Raw genomic sequence first — 20,351 nt, 5'->3', positions numbered from 1 at the left:
GAAGCAAAAAGCGCGCCGGGCCGCAGATGGCCTCGGATATTCCCGCAAATATGGGGAATGATTGCGTGAACGCGCAGTCTCAGGCGGCGCCACGTGTGGCCTATGGGCCCCGGAGGTGGCGCGCATCCGTATTGAACAGAGTGAACAACTGGCATGCATATTCATATTCTAGGCATTTGCGGCACCTTTATGGGTAGCCTTGCGCAACTGGCGGTGGCTGAGGGGCACACCGTCACCGGCTCCGATGCCAATGTGTATCCGCCCATGAGTACCCAACTTGAAAATGCCGGGATCGTGCTGACCGAAGGGTATGACCCGGCCCAGCTGGAGCCGGCCCCGGACCTGGTGATTATCGGCAACGCCCTGTCCCGCGGTAATCCGGCGGTGGAAGCGGTGCTGGAAAAGGGCCTGCCCTATACCTCCGGCGCTCAGTGGCTGTGCGATCATTTCCTCGGCGGGCGCTGGGTACTGGCGGTCTCCGGTACCCACGGCAAGACCACCACTGCCAGTATGCTGGCGTGGGTGCTCGACTATGCGGGCATGGACCCCGGTTTTCTGATCGGCGGAGTGCCGCAGAATTTTGATGTATCGGCGCGCCTCGGCCGTACGCCGTTTTTTGTGGTGGAGGCCGATGAGTACGACACGGCCTTTTTCGACAAGCGTTCCAAGTTTGTCCACTACCGCCCACGCACCCTGATAATCAACAACCTTGAGTTTGACCACGCGGACATCTTTGACGACCTGGCGGCCATCCAGAAGCAGTTCCATCACCTGGTGCGCACCGTGCCCGCCAGCGGGCTGGTGATCGCGGCGCAGGAAGACACCGTATCCCAAGTGCTCGACAAAGGCTGCTGGAGTGAGGTGCAGCGCTTCGACGTGGAGCAGGCCGACGGGGTGCGATTCGGTGACTGGTGTGCGGTGAACGTGTCGGCGGACGGCAGCCACTTCGATGTCCAGCTGGAAGGCGTAACCGTGGCCAGCGTGCAGTGGCAGCAGACCGGCCTGCACAGTGTGAAAAACGGCCTCGCGGTGATCGCCGCCGCCCGCCACGTGGGGGTCGAGCCGGCAACCGCAGCGGAAGCTCTGGGCAAATTTGGCGGTGTCAAGCGACGCATGGAGTGTCTTGGAGATATCCAGGGGATTCGCGTGTACGATGATTTTGCCCATCACCCCACGGCGATAGAGACCACATTGAATGGCCTGCGCGCAAAGGTCGGGAGTGACAAAGTCATCGCCCTGATTGAACCGCGTTCCAACACCATGCGTATGGGACACCATCAGAATCAGCTGGCGCGTGCCTGCTCGGGCGCCGATCTGGTGCTCTGGTACCAGCCGGAAGGGATGAATTGGTCCCTGGATGAGGTGGTTCACCATTCCACCGTGCCGGCAAAGGTTCTCCACACTATCGACGCTGCGGTAGAATCCGTGCTCGAACTGTCCGGCCCTGGCAGTCACATTATCGTGATGAGCAACGGCGGCTTTGGCGGAGTACACCAGCGACTGCTCCACGCGCTGGAGCAGAGATACGGCAAATAGCCCCGCACCGGGGCGGAGACGGATACCTCATTGGCTGAGCCCACTTTTCCCAAAACAGTAACCCTGGCAATTACCGGCGCGTCCGGCGCCCAGTACGGCCTGCGCCTGTTGCAATGCCTGCTGGCGGCGCGGGTGCGGGTATGGCTGCTGCTGTCGGATGCGGCGCGCATCGTGATCGATACCGAAACCGACGTTTCCCTGCCGGAAGACGAAGGTCGCACGGAAGATTTTCTGCGTGCACTGTATGCTGCGGAAGCAGGACAGTTAACCCTGTTCGGCAAGCGCGACTGGTTTTCCCCGGTCGCCTCGGGCACCGGTGCCGCCAGCAGTCTGGTGATTTGCCCGGCCAGCGGTGGCACCCTGTCTGCCATCGCCACGGGCGCGTCCAATAATCTGATTGAACGCGCAGCGGATGTGGCCCTGAAAGAGCGCCGGCAGTTGATTCTGGTTCCGCGGGAAGCGCCGTATTCAGAAATTCACCTGGAAAATATGCTGAAGCTCACCCGCATGGGAGCGGTCATTCTGCCGGCGAGCCCGGGGTTTTATCAGAAGCCGCAAACCATCGAGGATCTGGTGGACTTTGTGGTGGCCAGAATCCTGAGTCAGCTGCAGATCGAACAAACCCTGTTGCCCCCCTGGGGAAACTGCTGAGAGCCTTGCGCTATGCAAAAGACCGTCACCATCCATTACTGCGTGCAGTGCAACTGGATGCTGCGCGCCACCTGGATGACCCAGGAGCTGCTGTACACCTTCGCCGAAGACCTGGACCAGGTTGCACTGAAGCCGGGCAGTGGGGGTGTGTTCGAAATTCACGTAGGCGACCAGCTGATCTGGGAACGTAAACGCGATGGCGGCTTTCCCGGGCCGAAAGAACTGAAGCAGAAAGTGCGGGACCTACTGTTTCCCGAGCGCGACCTCGGTCACGTGGACAAGTAAACAGACTTTTAGATGACTCTCGAATATTCGGCAACGCGCACAATGGAAACATCACGCGCTGCCTGATTCCGATCAGAACAAAGCGAATTGATTATGCTGTTGGGCTTGAAAACCTGGTACGAAAAGTTGGTTCTCGGACATCCGAAAACCGTTCTGACACTGGTGGCACTGCTCACCATCGCCGCTGCGGCCGGGCTGCCGAAATTCAAACTGGATGCCTCGGCAGATTCCCTGACGCTGGAAACTGACGACTCGCTGGACTATTTCCGCGAGATTTCCGAGCGCTACAACTCCGGTGACTTTTTGGTGGTTACCTACCGCTACAACAACGGAGATCTGTTCAGCGATGAATCCCTCGCTACCATGCGTCGCCTGCAGGACGAGCTTGCCATGGTGGACGGTGTCACCGGGGTGCAGTCGATCCTCAACGTACCGCTGTTGTACAGTCCCAAGCTTTCCATTACCGAGGTGGCCGGTGGTATTCGCACCCTGTCGAGCCCTGGTGTCGACAAGAGCCTGGCCCGTAAAGAATTCCTTGAAAGTCCGATTTACAAAGAACTGATATTGAGCCCCGATGGTGAGACCACCGCAATGATGCTCAATCTGGAACTGGACAAGGAAGGGCTTGACCTGGTGCGCGAGCGCGATGCGCTCCGTCGCCTGCGTAATGAGCAGGGTCTGGATGCAGAACAGGCAAGCCGCCTGGAAGCGGTAAGTGCAGAATACCTGAAACATCGCACCGCCCAGGAAGCCGCCGCGCGGAATCGCGTAGACGAGGTGCGGCAGATCCTCGCCCATTACGACGACAACGCCGAGCTGTTCCTCGGCGGTCTCACCATGATCACCTCGGATATGATCGCGTTTATCCAGAGTGACCTGATGGTATTCGGCGCTGGTATTCTGATTTTCATCGTGGTCACCCTACTGCTGATTTTCCGCCAGCCGCGCTGGGTACTGCTGCCGCTGATTACCTGTGTGACCACCGCGGTGATGATGCTGGGGCTGCTGTCCTGGCTCGACTGGCGCATGACGGTGATCTCCGCCAACTTTGTCGCCCTGCTACTGATCATTACACTGGCCATCACCATTCACCTGGCGGTGCGTTACCGCGAGTATTTCTCCGAGCACCCGGAGTGGGATCGCTTCCAGCTGGCGTCTGCCACCGTTGCGTTTATGGCCAAACCCTGCCTGTACACCGGCCTCACCACCATGGTCGCGTTCATCTCCCTGGTCGTGAGCGGTATTCGCCCGGTGATCGACTTCGGCTGGATGATGACCATTGGTGTGACCATGGCACTGGTACTGTCTTTTCTGATTATTCCCGCCAGCCTTATGCTGCTGAAAAAACGCGATGGCGGCCAGGGCGCGGACAACTCTCACGCATTCACTCAGGTGTTTTCCCGCTTTGCGGAAAACCACAAAGGCATCGTGCTCGGTGTTGCGGTGGTGGCGGCCATCATCAGTGCCGTGGGTATCTCGCGCCTGAAAGTGGAAAACCGTTTTATCGATTACTTTGATGACTCCACCGAGATACACCAGGGCATGCTGGTCATCGATCAGCGTCTTGGCGGCACCATCAACCTGGATGTGATACTCAATAAACCGGAAGACACGGTACCGGCTTTTGATGGAGCGGATGCTGGGGAAGAAGACCCGTTCGGCGCTGACTTTGGCGGCGATCAGATTGCAGAGGAGGGCGCGGATGAGGAGGCGGATCCGTTTGCCACCGAAGACCCCTTCGCTGCGGACGATCCTTTCGCCGCAGACGGCGGTGAGAGCCAGGCCCCGGATGCCTACTGGTTTACCGTAGCCGGCCTCAACCAGATTGAGCAACTGCACGACTTCCTCGAGGCCCAGCCGGAAATAGGCAAGGTGCAGTCTCTCGCCACCCTGTACAAAGTGGCTCAGGACCTGAACGACGGCGGCCTCAACGACTTCGAGCTGGCCGTTGCCCGCCAGAGCCTGCCGGAGGAAATCAATCAGGTACTGATCAACCCTTACTGGTCGCCGCAAGAGCAACAGGCGCGTATCACCATGCGCGTGATGGAAACCGACCCCAACCTGCGCCGGGACGAACTGATCCAGCGTATCTACACCTATGCAGAAAATGAAATGGGCATCGCCCCGGAAAACATCCGCCAGACCGGTATGCTGGTGCTGTACAACAATATGCTGCAGAGCCTGTTTAAATCCCAGATCCTCACATTGGGCGCCGTCTTCGCCGGCATCCTGCTGATGTTCCTGGTGCTGTTCCGCTCACTGCCCATCGCAATTATCGCCCTGGTGCCGAATATGCTCGCCGCCTGCGTGGTCCTCGGCGGCATGGGCCTGGCAAACATCCCGCTGGACATGATGACCATCACCATTGCCGCCATCACCGTCGGCATCGGGGTCGACCACGCCATCCACTACCTGTACCGGTTCCGCGAAGAATTCGCCAAAGACGGCGACTACATCGCCACCATGCACCGCAGCCACGCCACCATTGGCCGCGCCATGTTCTACACCGCCATAACGATTATCGCCGGCTTCTCGATACTGGCACTGTCCAAATTCGTGCCCTCGATTTACTTCGGATTGCTGACCGCACTGGCCATGTCGGCGGCCCTGCTGGGCTCATTGACACTGCTGCCATTGCTGCTGGTCTTGTTCAAGCCGCTGAAGAATCCAGCGGAGGGGAATGAGCCGGGAAAGCCGCTAACGGCTGAAACCTGCCCGGGTTGAAGTCGGGATAGATAAGTTGGAAATCGCTTAATCGCAGCTGAAGTTCGAATCGAAGGCACGCTGCCGGGGAAGGGTTTTCAGGAGCGTCGCAAACAGGACGTTTGCGCCGCAACGCCCAAGGAAGGGTTTACAGTGGTCCTGAAAACCCTTCCCCGGTGGCTTGCCGCCACTGGGCGCGAAAAGAAGGTGCGAATTGAGCTTTGAAGTCCCGCTCAGTCCACCTGCATAAAAAAGTCCCGCAAGTAGCGAAACAGTTTTCGCTGGTTGGTTGGGGCTTTTTTATTGGCGATCTCTTTATTGGACTCGCGAATCAGCGTGCGCAATTGCTGGATATCCACACCGGGGAACGCATCAAAAAATGCACTCTGGCCTTCCTTGCCCTCGGTCAGCAAGCGCTCCCGCCACTCCTCCGCCATCCGGTCAAAGCGCAAATGGTGGTGGTCCTGCTCCTTGTGCTTCTCCAGCACCGCCTCAATCGCCTCCACATCCGCCTTGCGCATCAACTTACCAATGTACTGAAGCTGGCGCCGCCGCGCCTCCCGCGACTTTATCCGGTGAAAGGTCGCAATCCCTTCCTCAAGCGTCGCATCCATCGGCACCTCCGCCAACTTCGCCGCATTCAGCTCCGTCAGTTTTTTGCCGAGCGCCTGCAGCTCGTGCATCTCCTCCTTGATTTGAGTTTTGCTTTTCGGAAGGTCCTCATCAAACTCATCATACGGAGTGTGTTCATCAGAATTGTGCATAGAAAATCTCGAGATCTGAATTCAACCAATAATGGCAGTACCCGGTAATTTGGGTACCCAATCATCAGGCAAAAAATATTGTGGCCAGTCCAAGGAAAGACATAAAGCCCACCACATCCGTCACCGTCGTCAGTGCCACACCACCCGCCAGCGCCGGATCGATCCGCATCGCCCGCAGCGCCACCGGCAGAATTGCCCCCGCCAGCGCCGCCGTAATCAGATTGATGACCATGGCCGCAATGATAATCCAGGCGATACGCGGATCCCCAAACCAGAGTGCCGCAATGACTCCCATTACCGCCGACCACAGGATCGCGTTTAACGCACCGCTACCCAGCTCTCTTGACAACAGCCAGCCCAGGTTGCTGCGGCCCACCTGGCCCAGTGCCATACCGCGAATGACCACCGTCAGTGTCTGACTGCCGGCAACACCGCCCATGCTCGCCACAATTGGCATCAGAACCGCCAGCGCCACCACCTTGTCGATGGTGCCCTGAAACAGATTGATCACCCAGGACGCCAGCAGTGCGGTGAGCAGGTTGATGCCCAGCCAGATGGCGCGGCGCGGCGCCGTGCGTCTGACCGTGGCAAAGGTATCCTCCTCCTCGTCGAGACCCGCCAGGCTCATCAGCGAGTGATCCGCATCCTCGCGGATAACATCCACCACGTCATCGATGGTGATGCGGCCCAACAGGTGACGTTCCTCATCGACAACCGGCGCGGTAATCCAGTCGTACTTGGCGAACAGTCGCGCCACTTCATCGTCCGGCATATCCGCGGGAATCGGCTCGATATCGGTCACCATAATCTCGCGCACCGTAACCGACGGGTCTGTGGTCAGCAGCTTGGTCAGAGGCAGCAGGCCGATAAAACGGTCCTTGCGGTTGACTACAAAGATGTTATCGGTGGATTCCGGCAGTTGTTCGTGGCGGCGCAGGTAACGCAGTACCACATCCAGGTGCAGGTTCGGGCGCACGGAGACAATCTCCGTGTCCATCAGGCCGCCGGCGGTTTCCTCATCGTAAGAGAGGACGCTCTCTACCCGCTGGCGATCGCGTTCGCTCATCGCCGACAGCACCTCCGCCATCACCCGATCCGGCAGCTGTTGCAGGATGTCCGCCACATCGTCCGCGTCCAGCCCCTCCATCACCGCCACCATTTCCTCGGTGTCCATGGTGGAGAGAATCTGGCTCTGAACCTCGTCCGGGAGTTCCTGCAGAACCTCACCCTCGATCTGGCGATCGATCAGTTTCCACAGCACCTGACGGATACGTGGCGGGGAGCTTTCCAGTAGCTGGGCGATGCTGGGGGGGGAGAGGGATGCCAGCATGCGCTGGACTTCGCGCCCGGTACCGCTATCCAGTGCCGCATACAGCTCACCGAGCTGGTTTTGGGCGCGGAAATTGATGTCGGCGTTGACGGGTTTGGGCACGGAGGGTCCTGATTCTGGATAGAGTGGCGGGTGCCGGCATTATAGTGCGAAACCGGCAAATGGCAGCTTGTTTGCCTCTTGGTTCTCTGGGCTATTTCGCTTTTTATTCGCCTTCGCCAAACCGGTCATTGATCAGGGTGCAAATCGCCTCGTGTGCCGCATCTTCGTCTCGACCTGTCACTTCCAGTTCGAGTTCCACGCCTTTGCCAGCGGCGAGTAGCATCAGTGCCATTACGCTCTTACCGTCTACGGCTTTGCCATGACAGTGCACTTTTACATCTGAGGAATAGCGTGCGCAGGTCTGCGCGAGCTTGCTGGCGGCGCGGGCGTGTAGTCCGAGTTTATTAATGATGGTGATACGACTTTTCGGCATGCTCGATGGTCTTTGATCTGATTTTTAGCTGGCGCCGGTGTGGAGCGGTCAGCTGCGTTTTTTTTGTTGCTCGCGGTGGCGAACCTGGATGTTTTCAAAGGTGTCGGCAAAGTGCTTCGCCAATTGTTCCACCATGTAGACCGAGCGGTGTCGGCCTCCGGTACACCCGATCGACACCGAGGTGTAGCTGCGGTTGCTCTGCTGGTACGACGGTAGCCAGCGCTCGAGGAAGGCCGTGATGTCCCGCTGCATATCTTCCGTTTCCTGGTGGGAGCGCAGGAAGTCTGCCACCTCCGGATCCAGCCCGGTTTTTTCCCGCAGCTCCGCGACCCAGTAGGGGTTGGGCAGGCAGCGCAGATCAAAGACCAGGTCCGCATCTACCGGTACACCGTGTTTGAACCCAAAGGACTGGAACAACACCGCCATGCCGGGAGAGTCCTTCCCTACGACCCGGGTTTTAATTTGATCCCGCAACTGATGCAGGCTGAGGCTGCTGGTATCGATGACCAGATCGGCCATGGCCGCAAGAGGGGCAAGGACTTCCTTCTCCCGATTCAGGGCTTCCAGCAGGTGGGTGCGGCTGTCGCTGAGGGGGTGTTTGCGGCGGGTCTCGCTAAAGCGCTGAACCAGCACCGGCGAGCGCGCATCCAGATAGACCACATCGCACTCGATACCGCTGTCGCGCAGGTTATTGATAACCTGGGGGGCGTGGCGGACATCCTGCCACAGGTTGCGGGCATCGATACCGAGGGCCAGCTGGGTATTTTCACTGGGTTCCTGGGGCGTCTGCTCACTGACCCGACGGACAAGCTCCGGCAGCAGGCTGGCGGGCAGGTTGTCGATACAGTTGAAGCCGACGTCTTCCAGCAATTGCAGGGCAGAACTTTTGCCCGAGCCGGAACGACCACTGATGATGACCAATCGCATTGCACTCGCGCTCCTTGCAGGTTGAGCAGGCTCTGTTGAATCGTCGGGCCAGTATAAATCAGTCGCCCCGATCGGCGGGGTCGAAAACTGCGCCATTGAGCGCTAGCTCAACAAAAATCAGGCTGCCGCGGCACTGTTGATCGCCAGTGCGTAGAGTTCATCGCTGGTGGTGGCTTCACGCAGTTTTTCACGGACCCGGCTGTCGCTGAACAGAGCGGCAATTTCCGCCAGAGTATCCAGGTGCTCCTGGTCGGAATCCTCCGGTACCAGTAGGGCGAACAGCAGGTCTACCGGTTGGCGGTCGATCGCATCAAAATCCACCGCGGGTGAAGTGGTGCAGAGCACGCCGATTGGCTTTTCACTGCCAGGCAGGCGGCAGTGGGGAATGGCGACACCTTCGCCAATGCCGGTAGAGCCCAGGCGCTCCCGGGCGACCAGCTGGTTGAACACTGTGTCGGTGTCCAGTTCGGGGTATTGATCCGAGATCGCCTGGGCGATATTGAGCAACAGCTTCTTCTTGCTACTCCCCGCCAGGTGGCAAAGGCTCAGGCGGGGAGAGAGTAATGCTTCCAATGTCATAACGTACAGATGATCTAGCGGTGCGAATCAGCCGTTGGCTCGTATGGGTATGAGCCTAGCGGTGACCGCGTAACTTCTCTTTGTGTTTCAGCAGCTGCCGGTCGAGTTTGTCCGTGAGCGAGTCGATCGCTGCGTACATATCCTCAGATTCCGAATCGGCAAAAATATCCTTATTGCCGTTCACGTGAACGCGGGCTTCGGCTTTCTGGATCAGTTTGTCGACGGACAGGATAACCTGCGTTGTGGTGATCAGGTCATTATGGCGGGAGAGCTTGTCCAGTTTGGTCAGGCAGTAATCGCGAATGGCCGGAGTAACGTCTACGTGGTGGCCACTGATATTGATCTGCATGGATTTCTCCTCATCGGGTACAACACAATCTGGTGCACCCCCGCACAGGGCGGCAACCCTACTAGGAAGTGCGTCAGAATGGAAGGATACACTCGCCGCAAGGCTATTGGTTGCCTGGAAATTGATCAAAAAAGGGGCGCAAACCGCAGCTGTGAGGACTGGGGTGACATCAGAGGTGCGTCACAGGCATTCTGTGACCGGAGTCGTTAAACCAGTCGCTTGCGTTCGCTGGAAGAGGGGATGCCCATGGACTCTCGGTATTTGGCCACGGTACGGCGTGCGACCTTGATGCCTTGGGCGTCCAGCTCCTGGGTGATTTTGTTGTCTGATAGCGGCTTGCGCGGCTGTTCCCCGTCGATCAGCTTGCGGATCAGTGCCCGGATGGCGGTGGAGGAGGCGTCTTCGCCGGAATCGGTGCTGACGTGACTGGAGAAGAAGTACTTGAGTTCGAACACACCGCGAGGGGTGAGCATGTACTTCTGGGTGGTTACCCGTGAGATGGTGGATTCGTGCATGCCAATGGTCTCGGCGATATTTGCCAGCACCATGGGCTTCATGGCTTCAGGGCCCTGTTCGAAAAAGCCCTGCTGCTTTTCCACAATACTGCTTGCCACCTTCAGTAGTGTCTCGTGGCGGCTTTGCAGACTCTTCAGAAACCAGCGGGCCTCCTGCAGATTGTCGCGCAGGTAATTGTTTTCGCTGGAATTGTCAGCCCGTTTGATCATTGCCGCGTAGGCGTCGTTGATGCGCAGCTTGGGCGTGGTCTCGGGGTTCAGTTCTACTACCCAGCGGTCGTGTTTGCGGCTGACGATTACATCCGGCACTACATACTGGGGCTCTTCACCGCCAAACGCTTCGCCGGGGTAGGGGGTAAGGGTCTGGATCAGGCGCATTACCTCGCCCAGCTGCGATTCACTGAGACGTGTGCGGCGGCTCAGTTGGCGGAAATCCCTTTTGCCTAGCAGATCCAGGTGCTGACTGACAACGGTCACGGCCTGGGGCAGCCAGGGAGTGTGTTCTGGCAGCTGGTGAAGTTGCAGCAGCAGGCTTTCCCGCAGGTCCCGCGCACCACAGCCCACGGGTTCCAACTGCTGGATGGTCTTGAGCACCGCCATTACTTCATCCAACTCAAGCTCCATGGATTCCGCCAGTTCTTCGATGGGGGTATCCAGAAAACCATTGGGTGCAATGGCGTCAATCAGGGCTTCGCCGATCAGCTTGTCCTCAATGGTCAGCGGTGTAAGGTTGAGTTGCCACATCAGGTGATCCTGCAGGCTCTCCGAGGCGGCATTGCGCTGTTCCAGCGCATATTCGTCACCTTCACCGCCACTGTGGCTGCCGCTGGAGTAGATGTCATCCCAGCGCGTGTCTACCGGCAGGTCGTCGGGAATGTCGCTGTTCCAGTCTCCGTCTGCGGCGGATTCACTCTGCGCCTCAGTGGACCGTTCCGGGGCTTCCTCTTTGCGCTCGGCGGGAGTGTTTTGATCCTGATGGGATTCGCCGGCGTGTTCGTCAAAGTCCGATTCCAGCAGCGGGTTGCTGTCGAGTGCGGACTGGATTTCCTGTTGCAGGTCCAGGGTCGACAGTTGCAGAAGACGGATGGCCTGCTGCAGCTGTGGCGTCATCGTCAGCTGAGTGCCGAGTTTTAACTGGAGTGACTGCTTCATAGGGGTATGCCGGCAGAAAAGTCTGGCGTGGATCCGCTGCGGAGAATTTTATGTTCCCTGCGGCGGGGTAAAGCTCATTTCATGCAGACTACCCCGGGGCGGGGCGGAAGACAAGGGGGCGGTTAAGCAATAAGTGTGCCGAAAAAATGCAAGCATTTGGTCATGGGCAAAATCCTGTGACTTACGTCCGCTCCATAGCGCAAAACGGGGAAATTTTTCCGCTTTCAGGGTTAGATGGTGAACTCATGTCCCAGGTAGACGTCTTTTACCTGTTTGTTTTCGGCGACGTCGCGGGGGTCACCAGAAGCGATGATATGGCCCTCGCTGACAATAAAGGCGGTCTCACAGATATCCAGGGTCTCGCGCACATTGTGGTCGGTAATCAATACGCCAATGCCGCGGTCTTTGAGGTGGCGAATGATCTGCTTGATGTCGTTGACGGATATCGGGTCTACACCGGCAAATGGTTCATCGAGTAGGACGAAGGCCGGGTTGGTCGCCAGGGCGCGGGCAATCTCCACCCGTCGCCGCTCACCCCCGGACAGGGCCATGCCGAGGCTCTCGCGGATATGGGTAATATGGAATTCTTCCAGCAGGGCTTCCAGCTGCTCTTTGCGCTGGGTATTACTCAGGTCCTTGCGCGTCTGCAGGATCGCAAGAATGTTGTCCTGGACTGACAGGCGGCGAAAGACCGAGGCCTCCTGGGGCAGGTAGCCGATACCCTTGCGTGCGCGGCCGTGCATCGACAGGCCGGTAATATCCTCGCTGTCGATCATCACCTGGCCTGCATCCGCCTGCACCAGGCCGGCAATCATGTAGAAACAGGTGGTTTTACCGGCGCCGTTGGGGCCGAGCAGGCCGACAACCTGGCCGCTGGAGACACTGACGGACACGTCCTGCACGACTTTGCGCTTTTTGTACTGCTTGGCGAGGTGAAGCGCCTTGAGCGTTGCCATTATTCAATTCCGGCTGAGGGGCGGCTGGAGGCCGCGCCTGAAAATTCTGCTTTGGGGGGGGCTGGCAAGGTGCCGGTCTACCCCGCTACTCGTCGTTACTTCCGGACTGCCCTTCGGGTTTCCAGATCATTTCCACACGTTTTTTCTCGGACTGGCCGCGGGCCTTCATCTGCTCGCTGTTGAGGTCGTAGTCAATGCGCTCTGCGGACAGGGTGTTGCCATCGCGATCGACAAAGGCTTCGCCGGTTAATTGCAGGGCATCGCTGGCTACCAGAAACTCGATGCGCGCGGCGCGGGCCTTTACCGGCGAGGTGCTCTCTTCCACCTGTTGCTGAAAGTGCGCAGGTTTACCGGTGGCGATCACCTTGTTGATCTCCCCCTTGCTGTTGCCGTGCACTTCAACCCGGTCGGCGCGAATCTGCAGCGAGCCCTGGCTAATCACCACGTTGCCGCTGTACACGGACAGATTCTTGTTGCGATTGGCCTCGAGATTATCGGCGGAGACTTTCACGGGCTGCTGGCGGTCATCGGGCAGCGCCTGGGCCAACGTGCCCGGCAGTGCGCAGGCCAGGGCAAGTGCCAGTGCGGACAGACGACGGCGGGTACTAACGGATTTCATAGCGGCTTTCCACATCGGACAGTATTTCTACCTTGTCTTTTTTAAGATCGGCGCGCAGACCCTTGCCGGTGGTCAGGTTGGGGCCATCGGTAATGGTAACAACTTTGTCGGTCTCGGCGAATTCTTCTCGGGGTTTGATGACAATTTTCGGGGTGCGCAGGGTAATTCCGGGCTGCGGCAGTTCCATCACCGAGACATCGCCCTCGAGTACGACTTTCTGACCGTTGTCGTAGGCCACACCGGTGCGCGACTCGGTGCGCCACTTGGTATCGTCGCCCTGGTAAAACATCATGCGCGGTTCGGTAAGGTCTGCCCGGTCGCGCCGGGCAAACTGGAAGAAGGTGATGCGTTTGGCGTCGACTTCATAGGCCAGATCGCCGTCGATACTGTAGTGACGCGTACGCGCATCGCGGATGATCAGGTCCGCCGCGCGGCTGTGTTCTTGCTGGGTGGGGCGTTTGCCCAGCAACTGTTCCGGTGGGCTCTCGGTAAACCAGAGCCCCAGGGAGACCAGTGTTACCACGATCACCAGGGGAAACCAGGTGCGCATCCGATATCTCTTCCTTTTCCTGTGTCAGAGGCCTGACTCGTAAAATGGTTACTGGGCTATATAGGGAGCCAGAGCGGCTTCAAAGGTTCCCTGGGCGTGCATAATGCGATCACAAACTTCCCGCACCGCTCCCATTCCGCCACCGCGCTCGGTGACGAACAGTGCGCGCTCCAATACCGGCTGTGCGGCGTTGGGGACCGCAATAGGACAACCCACGCGGGTCATGAGCTGTAGGTCAGGATAGTCGTCACCTACATAGGCGATCTGTTCCAGGCTGTAGGGTTCGCGGTCAAACAACTCCAGAAAGGCCGTGTATTTGTCCTCGCGCCCCTGAATCAGTCGCGTGATACCAAGGTCATGCGCGCGCTTTTCGACCAGGGCGCTGCGCCGGCCGGTGATTATGGCGACAGCGACACCGGACCGCTGCAGCATTTTAATACCCTGGCCATCCAGGGTGTGGAAGGTTTTCTGTTCGTTGCCCTGGTTGTCAAAGTACAGGCGGCCGTCGGTGAGTACGCCGTCCACATCGAGAATCAGGTGGCGTACCCGGCTCAGCTTGTCCTGAATCTGCTGGTCGCTGACGGATGTCTGGCTCAAGGTTTTTTTTCCTTTTGGTGGTGGCATTCTTCGGTTGTGGGATCAGATTACACCGGCGCGCAGTATGTCGTGCATGTGCAGCAGGCCGATGGGGTGGTGTTCCGGGTCTTCCACAACCAGTGCGGTAATCTTGTTGTCTTCCATGATGCGCAGTGCTTCCGCCGCGAGCGTGTGCGCACTCACTGTCTTGGGGCGGCGGCTCATTACCTGTTCCATGGTGGCGGTATCCATTTCCAGTCTCTGGTCAATCACCCGGCGCAGGTCGCCGTCGGTAAAGACACCCAGTAATTGGCCGCGATCATCCACCACGGTGGTCATGCCAAAGCCCTTGCTGGTCATTTCCAGCAGTGCCTTGGAGAGCGGTGTTTGTGGGGTGACCTGCGGAAGTTCATCCCCCGCGTGCATCACATCTTCCACCTTCAGCAGCAGCTGCCGACCGAGCGCGCCTCCGGGGTGGGAAAAGGCAAAGTCTTCGGCGGTAAAGCCCCGTGCCTCCAGCAGCGCAACGGCGAGGGCGTCACCCATCACCAGGGTGACGGTGGTGGAGGAGGTCGGGGCCAGGTTCAGTGGGCAGGCCTCGGTCTCTACCGCGATATCAAGATTGACGTCGGCAGACTGCGCCAGGGGCGAATCCGGTTTGCCGGTCATGCTGATTAGCGGAATACCCAGTCGCTTGAGTAGCGGCAACAGCGTTAGCACTTCGGCGGAGGTACCGGAATTTGAGATGGCGATTACCAGATCCTGGCGCGTGATCATGCCCAGGTCGCCGTGGCTGGCCTCACCGGGATGGACAAAAAAACTGGGGGTGCCGGTGCTCGCCAGGGTGGCGGCTATCTTGCGGCCCACATGCCCGGACTTGCCCATGCCGGAGACGATCACCCGCCCGGGGCAATTGAGAATCAGCTCGCAGGCGCGGTGGAAATCTTCGCCAATGCGGGGCTCCAGTGCCGTAACTGCGGCGGCTTCCATGGAGATGGTACGGCGTCCGGCCTGGATAATCAGATCTTTACCCATGGTGTGTCTCGTGTTCGCCCCACCTGGGAACGCGGGCGACTATGGTGGACCCGCGTGCAGGGAGGATATAGGTGCTAACCTATTAATACTGGTTCAAAAAACGGCGCCTCGATGCAAAGTGACCCAGTGCCGCTTGTCCGGAGGGCCGCCATGGTATAGTTTGCCGCCGCTATTGTCAGCTGTGGAGGCCGGGCGAAGTACGCTTTGTCTGATCCACGACCGCCAGCATGATTTTTTCGGCGTCCCACGACACTTTTTGGCGCTGTGGGTATCCAAGGGACGAATTGCCAATGGGAGATTATCTGTGAGCGCACTCACTTCTCGTTTTACCTTTATTACGCACAGTGTGCGGAGAGATTCCGCTACTGCTATCGCAAAACTTGCGCGCAAATTCTCGTTGTGGGTATCTGCTGTTGCACTTTGCTTTCTGGCTCCAATGGCTTCAGCAGCGCAAAACCCCTATAGCATGATCGAGGGGGTTTCCGGACAGTTGCTCAACGTTATCCGGACCGAAGGCAAAAATCTCAATTCCAACCCGCAGCGCTACTATTCTGCGGTAGACCGCGTGCTCGAACCGGTGGTCGATTTCGATTTTATTGCCCGCGGGGTGATGGGTGGCTACGCCAAGCAGGCAACACCGGCGCAGCGCGCCAAATTTGCCAGCACGTTCCGCCGCGACCTGGTGGCAACCTTCGCCCGCGGCGTGGCGACCTTTGGCAACCTGGATGTGAAAGTGATCAACCCGGGTTCGGCCCCCAGCGGAAACCGCGTCAACGTATTGCAGGAAGTGCGTAGCAAGGAAGGCTTGACCAAAGTCTCCTACACTCTGGTGCGCAACCGCAGTGGCCAGTGGAAGTTGATCAATGTGATTCTGAACGGAGTCAATCTGGGCAAAACCTTCCGCGGCCAATTCTCCCAGGCGATGCAGGCCAATAACGGGGATATCGACAAGGTGATTGCCGGTTGGTCCGCCGCGGACAAGGTTGCCGGCAACTGATGCGAAGTTGATGTTATGTGCCGGTGCTCAGCGGTATCGCGGCTGCGCACCGGTGGTGATTCCAGTACACTTGCGCGCTCTTTTTAGCCGATAAGTAGTCCCACCTATGCAACCAGATCAGATCAAGTCCCTGATTGAAGGGCAAATTCCCGGTAGTCAGGTAGAAGTGGCGTTTGAGGGCAGTCACTTGCAGCTCACCGTGGTCAGTGATGCGTTCAATGGCCTCAGCCGCCTCAAGAAACAGCAGCTGGTTTACGGCGCTCTTTCCGACAAGATTGCCGATGGCACCCTGCATGCGGTGCAGATGAAAACACTTACCCCGGAAGAAGCAGGCCAGTAGCCGGGCCCGATTCCCGGGGTTTTTTTGATCGTTCAATGATTTTTGCACCGTCGTTTAGGAATACCAGACCGAATGGATAAACTGATTATCGAAGGGGGCAGCCCCATTTCCGGAACCCTGAAAATTTCCGGAGCCAAGAACTCTGCACTGCCGATTCTGGCGGCGGCGCTGTTGGCGGATGGCCCCGTGCAGATCCACAATCTGCCGCACCTCAACGATATCACCACCATGATTACCCTGTTGCGGTGCATGGGAACCGAGATCACCATTGATGAAAAACTGGGAGTGGAGATTGATCCGCGTTCGGTGAATGAGCTCACCGCTCCCTATGAGTTGGTGAAAACCATGCGCGCGTCCATCCTGGTACTGGGCCCGCTGCTGGCCCGCCACGGGGTCGCCAACGTGTCATTTCCTGGTGGTTGTGCCATCGGTAGCCGCCCGGTGGATATCCACCTCAAGGGGCTGGAAGCCATGGGTGCAGAAATCACGATCGATGAAGGCTTTATCCGTGCGCGCAGTAATGGCCGCCTGAAGGGTGCCGATATCGTGATGGAAAAGGTCACCGTGGGCGGTACCGAAAACCTGCTGATGGCGGCTGTGCTCGCAGAGGGCACAACCGTATTGCAAAATGCCGCACGGGAACCTGAGATTGTCGACCTTGCGGAGTTTCTCATCGCCATGGGGGCCGAGATCGAGGGTGCCGGTACCGATACCATTCGTGTGCAGGGTGTACCGCGTCTGCATCCGTGTACCTTCTCGGTCATGCCTGACCGGATCGAGACTGGAACCTTCCTCGCTGCCGCCGCCGCCGCTCGCGGTAAGGTACGCCTGACTCATACCCGCGCCGACATTCTGGATGCTGTGCTGGTGAAGTTTGAGGAGGCCGGCGCGCACCTGAGTATTGGTGACGACTGGATCGAGCTGGATATGAAGGGCAATCGCCCCAAAGCGGTGAGCTTCCGCACCGCGCCGTACCCTGCGTTTCCCACAGATATGCAATCCCAGTTTACCGCCATGAATGCGGTAGCGGAGGGCACCGGAACCGTAGTAGAGACCATTTTCGAGAACCGTCTGATCCAGGTGCACGAGCTCAATCGCATGGGGGCGAATATTGTGCTGGAGGGGAATACGGCGATTGTCACTGGTGTAGAGAAGCTGAAAGGTGCACCGGTGATGGCGTCGGACCTGCGCGCCTCTGCCAGTCTGGTCATCGCCGGAATGGTGGCTGAGGGCACCACAATGGTGGATCGTATTTACCATATTGACCGTGGCTACGAGTGTATCGAGGAAAAACTGCAGCAGTTGGGGGCGAATATTCGCCGTGTACCGGGCTGATTGACGGTTTTACTTCATTTTTTGCCAAAAGCGGGAGCGGGTGTTCACCCGTTTCCTTCTAGCGCTATTCTGGATATGTATTGGCGCGGTTCGTAAAGAGCCGATAAGCTCCCGGGGGATTTGGGGCATGCCCGTACATTTTGGCCCGTAGACAGCGGGCGGATATCACACAACCATAAACGCTATGCAGATCACTATTGCCCTGACCAAGGGCCGAATTCTCAAGGAAACCCTGCCACTACTGGCGGCCGCTGGCCTGGAGCCGGCGGAGGATATTGCCAAGAGTCGCAAACTGATTTTCCCTACCAATCAGGAAAATGTACGCCTGCTGATCCTGCGTGGGTCGGACGTACCGACCTATGTGCAGCATGGTGCTGCCGATATGGGTGTGGCGGGCAAAGATAACCTGCTGGAACATGACGACAGTAATATCTATGAACCCCTGGACTTGAATATCGCCCGCTGCCGGCTGATGACAGCGGGCATCAAGGGCGCCCCGCTCCCCAGTGGTCGCATCAAGGTGGCCACCAAGTTTGTACAGTCTGCCAAGCGCTACTACGCCGCTCAGGGGCGCCAGGCAGACATCATCAAGCTGTACGGGGCTATGGAACTGGCGCCGTTGATGGATCTGGCGGATGAGATTGTGGATATCGTGGATACCGGCAACACCCTCAAGGCCAATGGGCTGGAGGCGCGGGATCAGATTGCGGACATCAGTAGTCGACTCATCGTCAACAAGGCGTCCATGAAAATGAAGTATGGTCCGATCAGTGCGTTGATTGAACAGCTGGCTGAAGCGGTGCGTACGCGGAGCGCAGGGTAATTTCCATGGGTGATTTTTCTGTGCGCCGGCTGGATGCCGGTAATTCCGAGTTTTCTTCCGAGCTGGATGCCCTGTTGGCCTGGGAGTCCGTCGCGGATCCTGGTGTCGAAGCGACGGTGGCGGATATCTTGCGCGAAGTGAGATCCCGCGGTGACGCCGCGGTAATCGAATACACCAATCGCTTTGATCGTCGCGATTTGCGGCAGGCGCGGGATTTCTGCCTACAGGCGGAGGAGCTGCAGACAGCGCTGGCGCGAATTCCTGCAGACAAGCGTGCGGCCCTCGAGGCGGCCGCTGAACGTGTGCGCGCCTATCACGAGCATCAGCTGCAATCTTCCTGGCAGTACCAGGAGGCGGACGGCACGGTGTTGGGGCAGCAGATTAGCGCGATGGAGCGCGTGGGTATCTACGTGCCCGGTGGCAAGGCCAGCTATCCTTCCTCGGTTCTGATGAACGCAATTCCCGCCCGGGTAGCCGGTGTTGAGGAGGTGTTGATGGTGGTGCCGGCTCCAGACAACCAGCTTAGTGATCTGGTGCTGGCAGCGGCCGCCATTGCGGGTGTGGATAAGGTTTTTACCATTGGCGGTGCTCAGGCTGTGGCCGCGCTCGCTTATGGAACAGAGTCCATTGCTCGTGTCGATAAGATCGTGGGGCCTGGCAATATTTTTGTGGCCTCTGCGAAACGCGCGGTTTTCGGTCAGGTGGCCATCGATATGATCGCCGGACCTTCGGAAATCCTGGTAATCTGCGACGGCAAAACCGATCCGGACTGGATTGCCATGGACCTGCTCTCCCAGGCGGAACACGACGAACAGGCCCAGTCAATCCTGTTAAGCCCGGATGCGGAGTTTTTGGAGGCAGTGGAAGTATCGTTGCAGAAACTGCTCGCTGAGCTGCCGCGGGAAGCCATTGCCAGTCGCTCTATCGCCGATCGCGGCGCGTTGATTCTGGTGCGGGATATCGAGCAGGCGATTGAGGTCTCCAACCGGATAGCTCCGGAACATCTGGAAGTCTCTGTGGATAATCCGGAGCAATATCTGCCGCAGATTCGCCACGCCGGGGCCATCTTTCTCGGTCGTTATACGGCAGAGGCGCTGGGGGATTATTGTGCAGGGCCGAATCACGTGCTACCTACCAGTGGCACTGCGCGCTTCTCTTCGCCGCTTGGGGTTTACGATTTCCAGAAGCGCAGCTCGATCATTTTCTGTTCGCCGGATGGAGCGGATACTCTGGGTCGGGTAGCGTCCACCCTGGCGAAAGGGGAGGGGCTCGACGCCCACGCCCGCTCTGCAGAATACCGGGTGCGGCCAGACGCGGACTGATTCGCGCGGATAGAGTGACGTGAACAAATTAGCCGTTGGCGGGCTCTGGCGCTGGGATTTTCGTGGCTTGCCAGGCCAATGCCCGCCACTCGCCATCGCGTTTGACGAAGGTGCCGGTGTTAAAAAACTCCATCTTCTCCGCCGGCTTGTCACCACCCGGAGCCGGCTCTGCAATCAGCCGGAACGCAACGATAGCGGTCTCGCCCAACACGCGGATATCGGTGTCTTCCGCACGGTAGCGTATTGGAGCAGAAGCCGCTTTCTTCTCTTTGTTCCCTTCCTTTTGTTCCGCCTTTTCCATTCCTTCGATAATCGTGGATTTGCCAAAGCGCTGACCGGATGAGCTGGTGTAGATCAGGTCGTCGGCCCAGAAGCGCTCGTGTACCTGGATATCATCTGCGGCACCGGTGAGAAACTGACTCAAGAGGTTGTCCAGTGTCTCGCGGTCATCTGCGGCGGCGCTGTGGTGAAACAGTGTCAGCATCAGTAGTGCTTTCAGGCCAAGAGCTTTTAATAGCACGATCACGTTTTC

The 20,351-nt window shown here is 58.4% G+C and carries 22 protein-coding genes; 9 read left to right on the top strand and 13 right to left on the bottom strand.

What is annotated here, in order from left to right; translation table 11 throughout:
- The first annotated feature begins 153 nt into the window (after positions 1–153).
- The 4 genes from mpl to AU11_RS06975 all read left to right on the top strand — a co-directional run bounded on the left by mpl (position 154) and on the right by AU11_RS06975 (position 5,196).
- Positions 154–1,536, top strand: a complete 1,383-nt coding sequence (mpl, locus tag AU11_RS06990; protein WP_043317458.1) for a UDP-N-acetylmuramate:L-alanyl-gamma-D-glutamyl-meso-diaminopimelate ligase — start codon at positions 154–156, stop codon at positions 1,534–1,536.
- A gap of 30 nt (positions 1,537–1,566) precedes the next feature.
- Positions 1,567–2,187: a flavin prenyltransferase UbiX gene (locus tag AU11_RS06985; protein WP_043317456.1), complete on the top strand. Its 621-nt coding sequence runs from the start codon at positions 1,567–1,569 to the stop codon at positions 2,185–2,187.
- Between the two features lie 12 nt (positions 2,188–2,199).
- Entirely contained in the window at positions 2,200–2,472 is a 273-nt protein-coding gene (locus tag AU11_RS06980) for a SelT/SelW/SelH family protein (protein WP_043317455.1), read from the top strand.
- Between the two features lie 93 nt (positions 2,473–2,565).
- Entirely contained in the window at positions 2,566–5,196 is a 2,631-nt protein-coding gene (locus AU11_RS06975; protein ID WP_043317453.1) for an RND family transporter, read from the top strand.
- A 212-nt stretch (positions 5,197–5,408) separates the two neighbouring features.
- Here the strand turns inward: AU11_RS06975 and yjgA are convergent, their stop codons facing one another.
- The 12 genes from yjgA to AU11_RS06915 form a co-directional block, all read right to left on the bottom strand.
- A complete protein-coding gene (gene yjgA, locus AU11_RS06970; protein ID WP_043317451.1) occupies positions 5,409–5,939 on the bottom strand; it encodes a ribosome biogenesis factor YjgA in 531 nt (176 codons plus the stop codon).
- 64 nt (positions 5,940–6,003) lie between these two features.
- Positions 6,004–7,347 (bottom strand): magnesium transporter, encoded by a 1,344-nt coding sequence (gene mgtE, locus AU11_RS06965; RefSeq protein ID WP_043318414.1) that lies wholly within the window; start codon positions 7,345–7,347, stop codon positions 6,004–6,006.
- Positions 7,348–7,474: 127 nt separating this feature from the next.
- Positions 7,475–7,744: an HPr family phosphocarrier protein gene (locus AU11_RS06960; RefSeq protein WP_043317449.1), complete on the bottom strand. Its 270-nt coding sequence runs from the start codon at positions 7,742–7,744 to the stop codon at positions 7,475–7,477.
- 48 nt (positions 7,745–7,792) lie between these two features.
- Positions 7,793–8,671 (bottom strand): RNase adapter RapZ, encoded by an 879-nt coding sequence (gene rapZ / locus AU11_RS06955; protein ID WP_043317447.1) that lies wholly within the window; start codon positions 8,669–8,671, stop codon positions 7,793–7,795.
- 117 nt (positions 8,672–8,788) lie between these two features.
- Positions 8,789–9,250 carry a PTS IIA-like nitrogen regulatory protein PtsN gene (ptsN, locus tag AU11_RS06950; RefSeq protein ID WP_043317446.1) on the bottom strand — a complete coding sequence of 154 codons (462 nt, stop codon included), beginning with the start codon at positions 9,248–9,250 and terminating at the stop codon, positions 8,789–8,791.
- Between the two features lie 55 nt (positions 9,251–9,305).
- Positions 9,306–9,599, bottom strand: coding sequence for a ribosome hibernation-promoting factor, HPF/YfiA family (gene hpf / locus AU11_RS06945; RefSeq protein WP_043317444.1), 294 nt, complete (start codon positions 9,597–9,599; stop codon positions 9,306–9,308).
- A 206-nt stretch (positions 9,600–9,805) separates the two neighbouring features.
- Positions 9,806–11,266 carry an RNA polymerase factor sigma-54 gene (locus AU11_RS06940; protein WP_043317442.1) on the bottom strand — a complete coding sequence of 487 codons (1,461 nt, stop codon included), beginning with the start codon at positions 11,264–11,266 and terminating at the stop codon, positions 9,806–9,808.
- Between the two features lie 230 nt (positions 11,267–11,496).
- A complete protein-coding gene (gene lptB / locus AU11_RS06935; RefSeq protein WP_043317440.1) occupies positions 11,497–12,222 on the bottom strand; it encodes an LPS export ABC transporter ATP-binding protein in 726 nt (241 codons plus the stop codon).
- 85 nt (positions 12,223–12,307) lie between these two features.
- On the bottom strand, positions 12,308–12,841 hold the full coding sequence (lptA, locus tag AU11_RS06930) for a lipopolysaccharide transport periplasmic protein LptA (RefSeq protein ID WP_043317438.1): 534 nt from the start codon (positions 12,839–12,841) through the stop codon (positions 12,308–12,310).
- Positions 12,828–13,391 (bottom strand): LPS export ABC transporter periplasmic protein LptC, encoded by a 564-nt coding sequence (lptC, locus tag AU11_RS06925; RefSeq protein ID WP_043317436.1) that lies wholly within the window; start codon positions 13,389–13,391, stop codon positions 12,828–12,830. The genes lptA and lptC overlap by 14 nt, the downstream gene beginning before the upstream one ends.
- A 48-nt stretch (positions 13,392–13,439) precedes the next feature.
- Positions 13,440–13,988 carry an HAD family hydrolase gene (locus AU11_RS06920; protein WP_043317434.1) on the bottom strand — a complete coding sequence of 183 codons (549 nt, stop codon included), beginning with the start codon at positions 13,986–13,988 and terminating at the stop codon, positions 13,440–13,442.
- A gap of 42 nt (positions 13,989–14,030) precedes the next feature.
- Entirely contained in the window at positions 14,031–15,002 is a 972-nt protein-coding gene (locus AU11_RS06915) for a KpsF/GutQ family sugar-phosphate isomerase (protein ID WP_043317432.1), read from the bottom strand.
- Positions 15,003–15,306: 304 nt separating this feature from the next.
- On the opposite strand from AU11_RS06915, the gene AU11_RS06910 reads away from it, so the two are divergent.
- The 5 genes from AU11_RS06910 (at position 15,307) to hisD (ending at position 19,819) form a co-directional block, all read left to right on the top strand.
- Complete coding sequence (locus AU11_RS06910) at positions 15,307–15,999, top strand: phospholipid-binding protein MlaC (RefSeq protein ID WP_231491667.1); 693 nt, start codon at positions 15,307–15,309, stop codon at positions 15,997–15,999.
- A gap of 106 nt (positions 16,000–16,105) precedes the next feature.
- Positions 16,106–16,339 (top strand): BolA family protein, encoded by a 234-nt coding sequence (locus AU11_RS06905; protein ID WP_043317430.1) that lies wholly within the window; start codon positions 16,106–16,108, stop codon positions 16,337–16,339.
- A gap of 72 nt (positions 16,340–16,411) precedes the next feature.
- Positions 16,412–17,674 (top strand): UDP-N-acetylglucosamine 1-carboxyvinyltransferase, encoded by a 1,263-nt coding sequence (gene murA / locus AU11_RS06900; protein ID WP_043317428.1) that lies wholly within the window; start codon positions 16,412–16,414, stop codon positions 17,672–17,674.
- A gap of 184 nt (positions 17,675–17,858) precedes the next feature.
- Positions 17,859–18,497 carry an ATP phosphoribosyltransferase gene (gene hisG / locus AU11_RS06895; RefSeq protein ID WP_043317427.1) on the top strand — a complete coding sequence of 213 codons (639 nt, stop codon included), beginning with the start codon at positions 17,859–17,861 and terminating at the stop codon, positions 18,495–18,497.
- Positions 18,498–18,502: 5 nt separating this feature from the next.
- Positions 18,503–19,819 carry a histidinol dehydrogenase gene (hisD, locus tag AU11_RS06890; protein WP_043317425.1) on the top strand — a complete coding sequence of 439 codons (1,317 nt, stop codon included), beginning with the start codon at positions 18,503–18,505 and terminating at the stop codon, positions 19,817–19,819.
- A gap of 28 nt (positions 19,820–19,847) precedes the next feature.
- Here hisD and AU11_RS06885 read toward each other — a convergent pair whose 3' ends face one another.
- Positions 19,848–20,339, bottom strand: coding sequence for a nuclear transport factor 2 family protein (locus tag AU11_RS06885; RefSeq protein WP_231491665.1), 492 nt, complete (start codon positions 20,337–20,339; stop codon positions 19,848–19,850).
- Positions 20,340–20,351 lie beyond the last annotated feature (12 nt).

Origin of the sequence: Microbulbifer sp. HZ11 (genome assembly GCF_000708675.1) — a bacterium.
GTDB lineage: Bacteria > Pseudomonadota > Gammaproteobacteria > Pseudomonadales > Cellvibrionaceae > Microbulbifer.
The sequence above is the reverse complement of the archived record's forward strand: the minus strand, read 5'-3'. Positions and strand labels throughout refer to the sequence as shown.

Excerpts from the sequence above, each read along its gene's own strand:
- mpl (WP_043317458.1), top strand. The coding sequence starts at position 154 with ATGCATATTCATATTCTAGGCATTTGCGGCACCTTTATGGGTAGCCTT.
- AU11_RS06980 (WP_043317455.1), top strand. The coding sequence starts at position 2,200 with ATGCAAAAGACCGTCACCATCCATTACTGCGTGCAGTGCAACTGGATG.
- AU11_RS06975 (WP_043317453.1), top strand. The coding sequence starts at position 2,566 with ATGCTGTTGGGCTTGAAAACCTGGTACGAAAAGTTGGTTCTCGGACAT.
- yjgA (WP_043317451.1), bottom strand. The coding sequence starts at position 5,939 with ATGCACAATTCTGATGAACACACTCCGTATGATGAGTTTGATGAGGAC.
- AU11_RS06960 (WP_043317449.1), bottom strand. The coding sequence starts at position 7,744 with ATGCCGAAAAGTCGTATCACCATCATTAATAAACTCGGACTACACGCC.
- rapZ (WP_043317447.1), bottom strand. The coding sequence starts at position 8,671 with ATGCGATTGGTCATCATCAGTGGTCGTTCCGGCTCGGGCAAAAGTTCT.
- ptsN (WP_043317446.1), bottom strand. The coding sequence starts at position 9,250 with ATGACATTGGAAGCATTACTCTCTCCCCGCCTGAGCCTTTGCCACCTG.
- hpf (WP_043317444.1), bottom strand. The coding sequence starts at position 9,599 with ATGCAGATCAATATCAGTGGCCACCACGTAGACGTTACTCCGGCCATT.
- AU11_RS06940 (WP_043317442.1), bottom strand. The coding sequence starts at position 11,266 with ATGAAGCAGTCACTCCAGTTAAAACTCGGCACTCAGCTGACGATGACG.
- lptB (WP_043317440.1), bottom strand. The coding sequence starts at position 12,222 with ATGGCAACGCTCAAGGCGCTTCACCTCGCCAAGCAGTACAAAAAGCGC.
- lptA (WP_043317438.1), bottom strand. The coding sequence starts at position 12,841 with ATGAAATCCGTTAGTACCCGCCGTCGTCTGTCCGCACTGGCACTTGCC.
- lptC (WP_043317436.1), bottom strand. The coding sequence starts at position 13,391 with ATGCGCACCTGGTTTCCCCTGGTGATCGTGGTAACACTGGTCTCCCTG.
- AU11_RS06915 (WP_043317432.1), bottom strand. The coding sequence starts at position 15,002 with ATGGGTAAAGATCTGATTATCCAGGCCGGACGCCGTACCATCTCCATG.
- AU11_RS06905 (WP_043317430.1), top strand. The coding sequence starts at position 16,106 with ATGCAACCAGATCAGATCAAGTCCCTGATTGAAGGGCAAATTCCCGGT.
- murA (WP_043317428.1), top strand. The coding sequence starts at position 16,412 with ATGGATAAACTGATTATCGAAGGGGGCAGCCCCATTTCCGGAACCCTG.
- hisG (WP_043317427.1), top strand. The coding sequence starts at position 17,859 with ATGCAGATCACTATTGCCCTGACCAAGGGCCGAATTCTCAAGGAAACC.
- hisD (WP_043317425.1), top strand. The coding sequence starts at position 18,503 with ATGGGTGATTTTTCTGTGCGCCGGCTGGATGCCGGTAATTCCGAGTTT.